We start from the raw sequence: 12462 nt of genomic DNA, 5'->3' as shown, positions 1-12462 counted from the left end.
GTTATATCCGCCACTTTTAGCACTTTATCCAAGAAAAAAAAGCCCCAAACACTTTTAAATGTTAGGAGCTTAAAATCTAATTACATTTTTTCAGGTGCAGATACCCCGATTAAACGTAGTGCGTTCGCAATTGTTGTGCGCACTGCCGTGATTAATGCTAAACGAGCCTCTGTTAACTCTTTGTTTGAAGCATCTAATACTTTTTCTGCATTATAGAAGCTGTGGAATGCAGCTGCTGTCTCTTGAATATAGTTTGCGATACGATGTGGTGTGCGGTGTTTCGCTGCTTCAGCTACCACTTTTGGGAAATCGCCAATCTTTTTCAGTAAATCAATTTCTTTTTCTGCTGTTAACAAATTGAGGTGTACTGTTGTAGCAGCAAAGCCTTGTTCATTTGCTGAACGTAAAATAGACGAAATACGTGCATGCGCATATTGTGCATAGTACACAGGATTTTCATTAGATTGTGATACTGCAAGATCAAGATCAAAGTCCATATGAGAATCGCCAGCTGTTTTGACAAAGAAGTAACGAACTGCGTCAAGGCCAACCTCTTCTACAAGCTCACGCATTGTTACTGCATTCCCTGTACGCTTAGACATTTTGAATTTTTCACCGTTTTTATAAAGCTGAACCATTTGAATAACTTCCACTTCTAACGTATCACGATCATAGCCAAGTGCTTGAATCGCTGCTTTCATACGTGGAATATAACCGTGATGGTCCGCTCCCCAAATATTGATTAATTTATCGAAGCCACGGACAATTTTATCTTCATGGTAAGCAATATCTGGCGTTAAATAGGTGAATGACCCATCATTTTTAATTAGTACACGATCTTTATCATCACCAAATGTTGTAGAGCGGAACCAAGTGGCACCATCCTCTTCAAACACATGTCCATTAGCTTTTAATTTATCTAATGCTACTTCGATTTTCCCGTTTTCATATAGAGATGTTTCAGAATACCAGACATCAAAATTTACACGGAAGTTTGCTAGGTCTGTTTTTAATTTATCTAATTCTAAAGCTAAACCATGCTGACGGAAGAAGGCAAAACGATCTTCATCTGATTTTGCTAGAATCGCTTCACCATGCTCCTCAGCTAATTTACCCGCAATATCAATAATATCTTGCCCATGATAGCCATCTTCAGGCATCTCAGCTGCCATTCCTAATGCTTGTTTATAACGAGCTTCTAATGAGTAAGCTAAGTTATTAATTTGATTACCTGCATCATTAATATAATATTCACGAGAGACACTGTAACCAGCCATATCTAACACATTACATAAGGAATCACCAACAGAAGCGCCACGAGCATGTCCTAGGTGAAGATCTCCAGTAGGATTTGCTGAAACGAACTCCACTTGAATCTTTTCCCCAGCGCCAGCATTTGAGCGGCCATAGTCAGTAGCTTGCTCAAGCACCTGCGTAACTACCGCTGTTAGGAAATCTTTACGCACTGTGATATTCATGAAGCCAGGACCAGCAATATCAATCTTTTCAATATCTGTGCCTGTTGTATCAAGGTTTTCTAAAATAGCTTCCGCGATAGCACGAGGTGGTTTTTTAGCTAACTTCGTTAATTGCATCGCAATGTTTGTTGCATAGTCACCATTTGCTTTATCCTTTGGTGTTTCTAAGTGAATCGATAATTCTGTGCCAGACTCAACTAAGCCAGCTTTTTCAACAGCCTGCACGATCGCTGCTTTAATAGCCTGTTGTACTTGTTCTACTGCATTCATCATTGTACCTCCGTAAATGTAATATCTAATGTATAATTGCCAACCGATTGCCCACCCATTAGTAAATCGTACTGTACATGGAAATCTCCGCTTGTTGCCTGTTTTGTAAACATCATATTTTTCGTATCAATCACAAGTGGCATAGAACCAAACTCACTTTCATAATGCCCCTTTTGGTGTTCGATTATGTTCAGTGGTAACCGCATATTAACCGCTCCAGCACGCATAATGAGTGCCTTCTCATGACCTAACTTCATCGTTGTGCGGATAGTTTTATCCTCCTGCACCTCATCATATTTCAAATACAAGCTTCCCGCTTTTTCAAGTAGTTGCCCTTTGAGCCACATTTCATAACTTTCGGACTCCCCATCATTTGGACGAATGGTAGAAATGAGCTTAATGTTCACCTGCGATCTTACTTCGTTCGTCATAACGGATGCCCCTTTTTAGTCTTTTACTATAACCTTTTTATTATAGGATGAATACTTATGGTTTTTCAAGATAGAAGTGATGTAAAGCTCCATAACAAGTTTATTAGAGAAAATAAAAACCCTCTCCTTCCAATAACGGAGAGAGAGGATTTCATTTTATCTATACCATTTTTTTATAATCAATTGTTGAACGATTAACAATAAAGCACTAACAGTCCAATAGATGGGGATAATCGCTGGGTTGAACAGACTAAAAATGAGGATCATGATTGGATTAATAAATACCATTATCTTCATATTTAATGGTTGACTTTTCTCTAGGGCTATACAGCTTTGAATGAAATAAATCAAACAAGCAATCATCGAAATCCCCATATCAATCGTACCTAAATTCATCCAAAGGAAATTTTCACTGGCTATCACTGAATCTAGCTTAATTGCGTAGTACAGTGAAAATAATATCGGTAATTGAATGATAATTGGTAAACATCCTAATAAAGAACTTTTCAATGAATCTGAAGTTAGCTCTTGGATTTTATGTTGTACCATTCTTTTTTCAGATTCGCTTTGACTATTCTTATATTTGTCTGTAAGCGCATCTAATTCAGGCTTAATGGTAGTCATTAATTCTTTTGAGTGTTTTTGGTGTTTTGCCGATTGAATAAATAACGGCATAAGAATTAATCTGACTGCAATCGTTATGCCAATGACACTCACTGCATAGCTCCCTGTAAAAGAATGGATGAAATGAATGAGACTAATAATAGGTTGTGCTAAAAATGTTAACAATGGTTTTCCTCCTAGTTTATAGTTTAATTCAAACTAGGAGATACACTTTCTTCCTCATTGTTTTCTGACATTCTAATACACAATACAAACCACGTTAGCATAGGTGGAGTCCAAGTATTAGTGATATTATAGTCAACTTCAAACTCTTCGTCCTTCACTTCTTGAACGGTTATTTCATGAACAAGATACAGATGCAAATGAACACTTAGTACAGTTAAAACCAAAGATGCTAATAGCCAAAAGTATTCCATTGAACTGACAAAAATGAATAAATCATTAATGAGAAGTGACCAAATCATAATACTCCTCCTTCCTTTATTTAAATTGAAGAAACATACATTTTATTTTCAACAATCTTTCTCTCTTTTGTAATATATAAACTATTACCTATTTTATCTACGCAACAAAATAAAATAAGTTTCAATTTTATGCTAAGGCTCATTCTTCATTTCAAAAATATAAAATGGGGCTAGCTCATAGCTAACCCCATTCAACCAATCATATTTACAATGTCTTATTTATTTTACCCAGCCTAATATGGGACGGTTGCAAAGTGAACACGAAAGTCTAATGAACCATTGATATATCAACAGTTTAAGTATCTATCCAATTTTTTATAATGCAAAATACTGCTTGTAATAGCATTGTTTTGGGGCTAAGTGGGGCTAATGTGTGACTGAATGAGACTGGATAATAAAATGGCGAGCGTGTGTACAGGAATGGGTATGTAACCGAATTAGAATAAAGCGCTTAACTATAACGTAGTAAATAGTTAATAAATAAAAGAAAGATCGAATCATTAAATGACTGATTCAACCTTTCTTTTATTATGCTTCTTTTGCATCTTCAGACTTGATCAAAGCTTTAATTTCTTCTGCACTGATTCCATGAAAATCAGCTATTTCTTTTATAACTTCAAGACCCATATTCTTAGTAAAATCCTGCTTTGTGGTATCTCTTTTCCAAACTTCATCTTCACTAAAAATTTCATATAGTCTAGGTATAATAAAACCATAGATAATTATACTAGCTGCAATTTGTTTATCAATTCTTATATTCGGTATTGAACAACCAGGATTAATATAACATTCCGAACGATCATTTAGTATAAAATCTAAAGTATAATTCTGATACTTTAATACAACATGCAATGATCTGAAAGGGTGAAATTTACTAACAAAGGCTTTTGTTACTAACAACGATGGTGTATCCACACTATTCCCTTTAATAGTGTGATTTTCATCTGCAATATTACCTACAAAACCAGCAATATCCGATACTTCAAACCGTGGTTCTAATATTCCATTATCTTTTTCATGTTTAAAAAATAACCAATAAAACAAATCTGGATCTATCATATATTCTGTAATTTCGATTTCTCCTGCAGCAGTCTCTTTCAACTTATCACCAAATAGTTTTTTTGATTTATTTATTGAAATCAAATTAGTGGAGTTTAATATGACATAAATACGATCCCCAATTTCAAAAAAAACTGTCTGAATAGAATCCGTAATAGTACGTTGAGATTTAGGTAATAATTTACCTTCTTCATCAAACATGTTAACCTTTCTTCTAGAAGTCTCTATGAAAGTTTCCCTTACTAAATAACGAATTTGTATTTCATTTGGCAAAGTAAAATTTTGAATTTCCCCAGGGAAATCATCACTTCTACGCCATAATGAGAGCAATTGCTTTTCTTGCTCTGATAATGCTTCTAATACTTGTTCACTAACGTGCTTTATAGTACTTGAACAATTTATACTCAAAATCTTTTCTTCAACTTGTTCTAGAGTTTTAATCTCTTCGTTTATACTCAAAATAGTAGTACCTGCCACTAGTTCCTTTCCTCCTTAAGCATAATTTGTAGTTTGTTGCTATCTATTTTCACTAAATATCTATTAATTATTTTAAATACAAATCTCAAAATTTTAAAACTATGATAATGTGATCCTATTACATATTCCACTTGTGACTTGGGTGAATTGAAGTTCGTAGGACAAATAATTAGTTCAGGTCTTAATTCAATAGAATCTTCAATTTCCCCTGATTTTTGAACAACGTGAGTCCAATAAATTCTAGTATTCTCTTTTTTGTCTTTATATACAAAATTTTGATTACTTGGTTTTTCATCAATCCAACCATTACTTATTTCAGTTTGATAATATTCAGGTCTGTATTTAATAATAATATCGCTTTTCAAACAGTTTAATAAAATGTTGGTTAGTTTATTACCTCCACTTATATTTATATGAAATAAGTAAACAGCTTTTGCTTCCAACATTTTAGATGCAGAATAATTAATAAGAAGTTTTTTTATTTGATTATTTTTTATATTCTTGAAATTGACTTTAATTTCAACAGGCTTAAAAATAATTTCGAAAATTAACCACTCTAAAAAATTTATAGTTAAACTAGCAAACAATACAGCCAATGCAGCCAAAATACCGCGTTGTGCAGCTTGGGTGTTTATATCAAACTTTTGCAGGACACTAATGAAAAAGCCTTCCTGTTTTACAAAAACAAACCAAAGAGCTAATATGTTAGATCCGGCTTGAATCAAAATAGGTACAATTTTTTTCTTCAAATGGCAGTTGGCCCCTTTACTAAAAAATCAATTATCCGTAAATTTTCTTTTTTTAACGTGGATGAATTCTCAATAGTAATTGTTCCATTTGAAAAAATCCCAACTCTTTCTTGACTTTGATCACCTTTATCCAGATAAACTATTATACTTTGGATTTTCATACCAGCTTCTACAGCTTCTATAATAAGCTCTTTTATCTCATTATTACTCTCTTTCCATAGTGCTGATTTTAATTCCTGTACAATTTCATCGTCCTGTAATTGGTCTGCGTCATAGAAATTAATATCTTTTACACAGATATTTAATGTTTCCATCCTCTTGATTAATTCTATAAATTTAAAATCGGTCATAATATGCTGCTTAATTTTTGCATTTTTCAAGTGTTTACTAATGCCATTTATAAATTCACGGTAATGTTCCGGATCAACCCTAACACCAAAACTTTCTGAGGATTTCCCGATAATCACCGGCGCACCACCAACAATTTTACTAATATCCTTCAGGTTTGGATTTTTATAAAATAATTTGTAAATTTGCATTTTCTTCACCTCCACAATTTAAACAGCCCTAAGCATAAAAATTATACTTATCTTTTTAATTTTATGCTACCATTATCACCATTATTTATTCCACATATTCCGTTTAATTCCTTTAGAAATTTAATTCGAACGGGATATGTCTAACCATTCCTTTAATCACCTGACCATCCACAATGTGTATACCTTTTTGAATATTTACAGAATGATTTGTTTTTTTATATCTTCCTCATCTTCATTTACAAAATATTATAAAATAAAATAATAATCCAATTTTTTTAAAATTTGAAATAACATTTTGATACAATATTACAATTTCAAAAGTTCTACCGAATACCTTAAAATTATGAAGGCAGGCAGTTAGTACCTATTTTATTATGCAAATTAAAAACATCCCGAAGGATATTTATTTTCATTATTAAACTTTCGTCTATATTGAAAAATTTTGCACTTATTTTATTTCATTTAATTTTTCGTACACAAATCTAGGGAATATATTATTTTCATCTATAAAATGTCTGTTTGACATATTATTTTCCAATTCTCTACACTTACTTTGGACTTCTATTTCTGTACCTGAAAAATAACCCATGTTAGCTTCCTCAAAATCACAAAATTCTTCCCCCTCTTCAAGTTCCAAAATAGAAATATCTTGAATAGTAATTAGATAGATATTGTTCATTTCAATTCACCCCCACCCAATCATAACCCAGAAGATGAAATATATGTAATAACTTTTTGCCCTCAAAGCAACACCTAACTCTTCATTCTCATTTCATAGTATTTTGGCTGTTTGAGGCAGTTCAAAACAACATAAAAAGCCTTACATTGTACTGTAAGACTCTTCTAATTGCCATATAATAAAACTGTATGATAAACTATCCCTGCACATCAAAGGGCATGAATCAATTCGGCTGTAGCGTCTGCCAACGCTGCGGCTACTTCTTTTCTTTCTGACAATCCTTTCACCCACGTTTGCACTTCTTCATAGTTCACTGGTTGTCTACCAGTCATACGAATGAATGACTCTGTGTTAGTACGTTCAGCCAATGCGTTCCAACGATCTGTACAATATTCCTCTAAAATGGCTAAGTTTGAACCTTCCATAAAATCAATATTTTTAATGTTTCTCATCTGCTTGCACCTCTTTCATTTGTTGTACTACTGTCTGGATTTCAGAAGTTAGTTCATCCAAATAACACCCAACTATTTCCGCCCCATAATGCTCATATATAGCAAAATTTAGTAAAACATAAACATAATGACTTTCTATGAATCGACTATATGCCTGATACAAAATAAACGCTTCACGCATATCTTCTACTTGTGTACAATAGCAATGCACCGCAAAGTGGTTATCCGTACTTTCTAAAGCCACCTTTGCTATACCAGCTTTGTAATGTAACGAAACACGATAATTTTCTACCACGAACTGCCGTAATTTCATTATCATTGCTCCCCTCGTATATCAGATTCTTTTATTTTAGCAACTATTAAAAATGCTATTTCATTAGCAGATTTTCCTTTATAATCCACTTCTAAAGTATCCGCCAAATGCAACGCCATAAAGCGTAAAGCATTGTCATTTTTAGACATAAAACGCTTGTAGGCTTCTATTGTGAGATTCGCATCTTGCTCATTTTCGGCAATAATTTGATAGTTATGAAAAACTATATCAGTTTCAACGTGCACCGCTTCCAGTAGTAAATATCCGTCTGCGTACTTGCTACGAATAAAGTAGTTAGGTTTTTTCGTTGCCATTACAATATTCCTCGCTTTCAACCATTATTTAATGCGCTGTGTAAGTAGCACATATACCCTTTTAACATAGCTTTTGTTATTTTTTGCTAGCCTTGTCTGTTAATTGCTTTATGAAGTCCACCTTGTCCTTTATCTAGCTACTGCATTCAAAAGTAATTGCTTGTTGCGGTCTGACATGGCACACCATTCTTTAGCTGTTACTTTCATGTATCCTCACTCCCTCCTCGATTTCTAATCCTCATAAATTAATAAACTACATGCACGGATCCATCTTCACCGATTTGAACCGGTTGCCCATCAACATCATCAAAATAAATATAACCACCCCAGTAGCCATCGAATTGTCTTTCTCTACTTCCGAGGTTATAAAGATCTCCATAGCGCTTTTGAAAATAAGCACGCGCCTCAGTCACATTTGAGAAGTGAGGGAAATTCGCTTCATCTTCACGACTGATTACAAAACCAAAGTACATCATCTGTCTCACCTGCCTTCCTGCAACACGTCGGCTATTTCTTGTCCATTCACCGACTAACCATTGATGGTCTACTAAACAAAAAATGTAACTTATTGATTACATAATAAAACTAAACAGTTTCATTGTCAACACATATTAGTTACATTATTAAATTTAATAGTTACAAAAACAAACTTTTTAATGTTATAATACTTATAGGAGGTGGTTATAAAATGATGGCTGAAAAAATTAAAATTCTTTTAATCAAAAAAGGAATATCTGCAGTTGATCTCGCTGAAAAATTAGGCACTAAACCTCAAAACTTATACAATAAATTTAAACGTGACAACTTTAGTGAGAAAGAATTGATTGAGATTGCTGAAGCATTAGGCATTAAATATGAAGGATTTTTCTTCTTGGAAGATGGGGACAAAATCTAAATACATCACAAAAAGCATCTACTCTTATAGAGCGGATGCATTTTTTGTTTATGGATTAGTTGTAACGTCGTATTGAATGCTCAATATAAGCTATATTTCAAATGCTGCTTTGATACAGGTAATCTACTAGTCTCTCACTAACGACTTCGAAACTTTTGAATTGGTGAAACATGCTGTAAGCTATTAAATTGAATTATTTTTTATCCACTCGAATACCTCGTCTCTTGGGTATCTAGCTTGCATATATGGGAATTTCGGAAAGCCGGATATTTTTTTTAATTGATGTACTACAGTATCACTACACTGAAATATTTCTTTTAAATCCGAATTGGTTAACAAAGGAGGCCATTTATGCTGTTGCTTTCCATACTCTACTCCTTGTAAAAATGCCTCTTCCGCTACCTGCTGAATTTTTAATTTAACAATTTCTAGTTCGAGTTCAGCTATTTTAACCTCAATATTAACCTGGTTTATTTCGTTTTTTTTAGCCACAACCATACCTCCATTATTATTTGATTTATCAAATATTTTACAAGAAACATAAATATCAGTCATCTTCCTTCATCTCTTCTTGGTTAACTGCTCAACTCCTCCATAAGATTGTCTATATAGGCTTTAACGCTATCATTTGCTATCAATGTTGCAGAATTAGCACGAGAACCCTTTTCGTTATATCCTGCTTTAATATAAGCTTCAGTAGCATTCCCAAACTCAATGTAGTAGTCAGCAAAGGCTTGTTGCTTTGGATTTAATTTTCGTTCAATCAATGGCATCACCCCATTATGCTAGTTGCTTAATAAAAAATAAAAAGACTGCCTCTTATAGAGCGCAGTCCTAAATGCTATAAATTTGAAAGTAACTCGGGGGCTTTTTCATCTCCACCATACCATTTCGTAATGATTTCATCAGTAGTCAAAGTAAACAAATCTCTGACATATTCAACTTCCAATCCTGCATCTGGTGAAACATAATCTCTTAAAGAGCTACTTAAATGTTTATGATTTAGTTTCATAGAAACTAACGGAGTTTTTAAGAGTGCGTTAGCTAATTTGTTGTAATCTAATTCTGTTATTTTCATCTTTATCACCTCCCAGTCATTCATAATAGGAAAGGCAACATTATGGAACAATTTTCTATAAATTCCACTCTCAAAACCACATCAAACTCCACCCTCCTACATGGTTTGCATTTCTGTATCAATCATATCGCCAATCGTATCTCTAATTAATTGTGGTACAACGTTTCTTATTGTTTTTTCAATTCCCTTAGCATCATTGGTACCGTGAAATGTTAAATTGAACGTATTAATAACTTGAACACCACCATAAGTCCTTGTGGTTGATACAGTAGAAGTCGTTGATACTGGTTCTGAAGGCGTTGTATTTTGTTGTAAATCTAAACTTGGTGTCCCATCACCGTTTGATGAAAGTATCCCCATTGATCTTAGTGTACTAGACTGTTGGGCAGTTAAGACGGCCTCATTTTTATGCAATTCAGCAATATAACCATTGTAAGGTACACGTTCAAGGCCTGTAGCATGAGATCCGTCAGGACCACCTGTGACCCAACCCTTAACGGTACTTGCGGCACCACTAATTGTGCTACCTATAGTAGATATCCATTTCGGTACTTTGAAGTTGGATATAGACGATTTGAATTCACTCCATTTAGTCGATAGACTATCAAACCAACTAATTGCTGGTTGCACAAAGTTTGAAACTGATTCTTTAATAGCTGTAAACTTTTCTGTAGTTGTAGTCCATAAAGAAATGGCTCTTGTTTTAATGTCATCCCAATTATTGTACAAGGATATACCTGCAGCAATAAGCCCACCAATAGGTCCCGCCACCAATGCAGCCATAGGATTATTTTTCAACGTTTCCCATAGTCCTAAAGCTTTTTCCTTGACCGTGTCCCAATTTTGATACAAATAAACACCCGCAGTTATTAGACCTCCGATAGCGATTGTTGCAATACCTATTGGATTAGAAAACTTTGCTACCATACCACCTATACTCCCAATTGACTTTACCTTCTCAAAGATATCTAATCCCGTTTTAATTGTTTTAAATGCAGTGAAGCCACCTGCAATACCAGCTATGCCTGATATAACTAACTCTTTATTATCGATTACCCAGCCTAAACCTGTTTTAAATCCGTTAAAGGCCGTTTCTGCAACACCTATACCTGCTACGAATGTAGTTTTCATGGTGTCAGCAATTGAAGCAATCTCATCACTCGCATCTTTTGAAATACCGAAGTTTTGCCACAAGTTAGATACATTTCCTGTGTCATTCACTAAAGACATGACGGTATCCTTAGCAGTTCCCGCAAAAGAAACTACACGATCGATTTTATTGACCAACTTGTCAGTGTCGAAGTTTTCCATCCATTTTGATGCACTGGCCATACTATCAACAAACGGCTGTAATAAAGGTCCTCCAATCCCTGCCTTTAAGTCCGTCCAAGATTGTTTAAGATTACCTAGTTGATTTTCATAAGAATTCGCTTCTCTACTAGCTTGACCAGTTTTCTTCCCAACTTCATCAATAGCTCCACCGGCTGCCAACATATTTTCTGCATAATCTAATCGTGTTGCTTGTTTAGTAGCTTCATCTAAATTTGACCATTCTTTTGTAGTTTTTACTAGTTTTTTGGATACTGCAAAAGCAGCTAATTGGGCTTCATTCGCGAATACCCCAATAGCTTCACCGCCTTCGTAGTTCCCTTTGATAAAACTATTTAAAGAACCTTGAGCATCTTCCATTGAAACGTCAAAAAATGCCGCAGCATTTGCACTTATAGAAGTAGCTTGCTCAGCCTTTTTCATGGCAGATTCTATTTTCATTCCTAACCCCAGAAATTGAGATGTTGTTTTCGTAAATGCTGGTTTAATTCGGTTAGGAACCATACCAAAATCTTTCCCCATTTGATTCACCGTCTGTTGTGCCAATGATTGGCTTTGCCCAAAAACTTGTTCAAATTGGGCACTTATAGCTTGTGTTCCAGCTGCTGCCTCGATTGAACTAAGTCCAAACTCTTTAACCTCATTAGCAGCAAATACACCAGCAACTATCCCTGTAAGACCACGCATCATTGATTTAAAACCATTTAATGTTTTACTAACATGTTGTACTTCTTGATTTAATTGTCCAGCCTCCGTTTCGGCGTTATTTAATCCGTGTGCAACGTTTTGTGAAGCTGATATACCTGCATGACCAAAATGGTTAAAGCCCTGTGTCGTATGAGTTAATCCTTGACCAACATTGACTATTTCATCTCCAATGTTATCCATGACCTGATTTAAATGCTGTAAAGTTGTTGTTGCTCCGTCCCTAAAATAAATACCAACATACATATCACGCATACTAGCACTGGTCATTTAATCACCCCTTGTTAGCCCTTCATACTGTTCCCTTAAGAATTTAAGTTTCTCTTTGAGTTTTTCCCATGATTCCAAGTGCTTTTTGTAAGCTCTTTTAATGCGTTTTAAGCGCTTATTGTTTGTACATAATTGCAAGTCAATCTTTAATCGTTTGGTTTTTAAGTTGAAATGATTTATTTCCTCTTGCAGTAAATTAATTTTGGATAACCATAATCTTTGTTCTTCCGTAAATAATTCCTTTGAGTCCACTTTTCATCACTCATTTCTTTCGTTTTTGCATATAAAAAGGACAACAAACGGAAAAAGGGTGTATTGCCCAATTTCGCTTGTTGT

At 34.4% G+C, this 12462-nt stretch carries 18 protein-coding genes; 1 reads left to right on the top strand and 17 read right to left on the bottom strand.

All coding sequences use genetic code 11. The annotated features are described in order from the left end of the window. Positions 1-80 precede the first annotated feature (80 nt). The 12 genes from argS to MKZ14_RS02585 form a co-directional block, all read right to left on the bottom strand. Positions 81-1748 (bottom strand): arginine--tRNA ligase, encoded by a 1668-nt coding sequence (argS, locus tag MKZ14_RS02640; protein ID WP_333006420.1) that lies wholly within the window; start codon positions 1746-1748, stop codon positions 81-83. Further along, positions 1748-2179 carry a DUF1934 domain-containing protein gene (locus MKZ14_RS02635; protein ID WP_016994175.1) on the bottom strand — a complete coding sequence of 144 codons (432 nt, stop codon included), beginning with the start codon at positions 2177-2179 and terminating at the stop codon, positions 1748-1750. The genes argS and MKZ14_RS02635 overlap by 1 nt, the downstream gene beginning before the upstream one ends. Positions 2180-2335: 156 nt before the next feature. After that, on the bottom strand, positions 2336-2968 hold the full coding sequence (gene yidC / locus MKZ14_RS02630; RefSeq protein WP_016994176.1) for a membrane protein insertase YidC: 633 nt from the start codon (positions 2966-2968) through the stop codon (positions 2336-2338). 23 nt (positions 2969-2991) lie between these two features. After that, positions 2992-3267 (bottom strand): hypothetical protein, encoded by a 276-nt coding sequence (locus MKZ14_RS02625; protein WP_016994177.1) that lies wholly within the window; start codon positions 3265-3267, stop codon positions 2992-2994. A gap of 528 nt (positions 3268-3795) precedes the next feature. Beyond that, on the bottom strand, positions 3796-4803 hold the full coding sequence (locus MKZ14_RS02620) for a hypothetical protein (RefSeq protein ID WP_258859106.1): 1008 nt from the start codon (positions 4801-4803) through the stop codon (positions 3796-3798). Then, positions 4803-5552 (bottom strand): hypothetical protein, encoded by a 750-nt coding sequence (locus MKZ14_RS02615; protein WP_333006418.1) that lies wholly within the window; start codon positions 5550-5552, stop codon positions 4803-4805. Before MKZ14_RS02615 ends, MKZ14_RS02620 begins: the two co-directional genes overlap by 1 nt. Next, entirely contained in the window at positions 5549-6091 is a 543-nt protein-coding gene (locus MKZ14_RS02610) for a hypothetical protein (protein WP_258859108.1), read from the bottom strand. Before MKZ14_RS02610 ends, MKZ14_RS02615 begins: the two co-directional genes overlap by 4 nt. Before the next feature lie 448 nt (positions 6092-6539). Beyond that, positions 6540-6770, bottom strand: a complete 231-nt coding sequence (locus MKZ14_RS02605; protein WP_258859109.1) for a hypothetical protein — start codon at positions 6768-6770, stop codon at positions 6540-6542. A 209-nt stretch (positions 6771-6979) separates the two neighbouring features. Further along, a complete protein-coding gene (locus tag MKZ14_RS02600; RefSeq protein ID WP_333006416.1) occupies positions 6980-7222 on the bottom strand; it encodes a hypothetical protein in 243 nt (80 codons plus the stop codon). Beyond that, complete coding sequence (locus tag MKZ14_RS02595) at positions 7209-7535, bottom strand: hypothetical protein (protein WP_333006415.1); 327 nt, start codon at positions 7533-7535, stop codon at positions 7209-7211. The genes MKZ14_RS02600 and MKZ14_RS02595 overlap by 14 nt, the downstream gene beginning before the upstream one ends. Before the next feature lie 2 nt (positions 7536-7537). Then, positions 7538-7849, bottom strand: coding sequence for a hypothetical protein (locus MKZ14_RS02590; protein ID WP_333006414.1), 312 nt, complete (start codon positions 7847-7849; stop codon positions 7538-7540). A 245-nt stretch (positions 7850-8094) separates the two neighbouring features. Beyond that, positions 8095-8322: a hypothetical protein gene (locus MKZ14_RS02585; RefSeq protein WP_339280600.1), complete on the bottom strand. Its 228-nt coding sequence runs from the start codon at positions 8320-8322 to the stop codon at positions 8095-8097. A 215-nt stretch (positions 8323-8537) separates the two neighbouring features. Between MKZ14_RS02585 and MKZ14_RS02580 the strand changes: the two genes are divergently transcribed. Next, positions 8538-8744, top strand: coding sequence for a helix-turn-helix transcriptional regulator (locus MKZ14_RS02580; protein ID WP_333006412.1), 207 nt, complete (start codon positions 8538-8540; stop codon positions 8742-8744). Between the two features lie 183 nt (positions 8745-8927). Here the strand turns inward: MKZ14_RS02580 and MKZ14_RS02575 are convergent, their stop codons facing one another. The 5 genes from MKZ14_RS02575 to MKZ14_RS02555 form a co-directional block, all read right to left on the bottom strand. Next, positions 8928-9299: a hypothetical protein gene (locus MKZ14_RS02575; protein WP_333006411.1), complete on the bottom strand. Its 372-nt coding sequence runs from the start codon at positions 9297-9299 to the stop codon at positions 8928-8930. Between the two features lie 20 nt (positions 9300-9319). Further along, positions 9320-9511, bottom strand: a complete 192-nt coding sequence (locus tag MKZ14_RS02570) for a terminase small subunit (RefSeq protein WP_333006410.1) — start codon at positions 9509-9511, stop codon at positions 9320-9322. Between the two features lie 74 nt (positions 9512-9585). Beyond that, positions 9586-9822, bottom strand: coding sequence for a hypothetical protein (locus MKZ14_RS02565; RefSeq protein ID WP_333006409.1), 237 nt, complete (start codon positions 9820-9822; stop codon positions 9586-9588). Between the two features lie 96 nt (positions 9823-9918). Then, complete coding sequence (locus tag MKZ14_RS02560) at positions 9919-12126, bottom strand: hypothetical protein (RefSeq protein ID WP_333006408.1); 2208 nt, start codon at positions 12124-12126, stop codon at positions 9919-9921. After that, the gene (locus MKZ14_RS02555; protein ID WP_333006407.1) at positions 12127-12378 is read right to left on the bottom strand and encodes a hypothetical protein; all 252 of its coding nucleotides are present in this window, start codon (positions 12376-12378) and stop codon (positions 12127-12129) included. Between the last annotated feature and the right edge of the window lie 84 nt (positions 12379-12462).

The organism is Lysinibacillus sp. FSL P2-0066, assembly GCF_037969495.1.
Classification (GTDB): Bacteria; Bacillota; Bacilli; order Bacillales_A; family Planococcaceae; genus Lysinibacillus; species Lysinibacillus boronitolerans.
The sequence above is the reverse complement of the archived record's forward strand: the minus strand, read 5'-3'. Positions and strand labels throughout refer to the sequence as shown.

What these genes read in the sequence shown, in the direction of transcription:
- argS (WP_333006420.1), bottom strand. Translation starts at nt 1,748, where the DNA reads ATGAATGCAGTAGAACAAGTACAACAGGCTATTAAAGCAGCGATCGTG.
- MKZ14_RS02635 (WP_016994175.1), bottom strand. Translation starts at nt 2,179, where the DNA reads ATGACGAACGAAGTAAGATCGCAGGTGAACATTAAGCTCATTTCTACC.
- MKZ14_RS02625 (WP_016994177.1), bottom strand. Translation starts at nt 3,267, where the DNA reads ATGATTTGGTCACTTCTCATTAATGATTTATTCATTTTTGTCAGTTCA.
- MKZ14_RS02610 (WP_258859108.1), bottom strand. Translation starts at nt 6,091, where the DNA reads ATGCAAATTTACAAATTATTTTATAAAAATCCAAACCTGAAGGATATT.
- MKZ14_RS02605 (WP_258859109.1), bottom strand. Translation starts at nt 6,770, where the DNA reads ATGAACAATATCTATCTAATTACTATTCAAGATATTTCTATTTTGGAA.
- MKZ14_RS02600 (WP_333006416.1), bottom strand. Translation starts at nt 7,222, where the DNA reads ATGAGAAACATTAAAAATATTGATTTTATGGAAGGTTCAAACTTAGCC.
- MKZ14_RS02595 (WP_333006415.1), bottom strand. Translation starts at nt 7,535, where the DNA reads ATGAAATTACGGCAGTTCGTGGTAGAAAATTATCGTGTTTCGTTACAT.
- MKZ14_RS02590 (WP_333006414.1), bottom strand. Translation starts at nt 7,849, where the DNA reads ATGGCAACGAAAAAACCTAACTACTTTATTCGTAGCAAGTACGCAGAC.
- MKZ14_RS02585 (WP_339280600.1), bottom strand. Translation starts at nt 8,322, where the DNA reads ATGTACTTTGGTTTTGTAATCAGTCGTGAAGATGAAGCGAATTTCCCT.
- MKZ14_RS02580 (WP_333006412.1), top strand. Translation starts at nt 8,538, where the DNA reads ATGATGGCTGAAAAAATTAAAATTCTTTTAATCAAAAAAGGAATATCT.
- MKZ14_RS02575 (WP_333006411.1), bottom strand. Translation starts at nt 9,299, where the DNA reads ATGACTGATATTTATGTTTCTTGTAAAATATTTGATAAATCAAATAAT.
- MKZ14_RS02565 (WP_333006409.1), bottom strand. Translation starts at nt 9,822, where the DNA reads ATGAAAATAACAGAATTAGATTACAACAAATTAGCTAACGCACTCTTA.
- MKZ14_RS02560 (WP_333006408.1), bottom strand. Translation starts at nt 12,126, where the DNA reads ATGACCAGTGCTAGTATGCGTGATATGTATGTTGGTATTTATTTTAGG.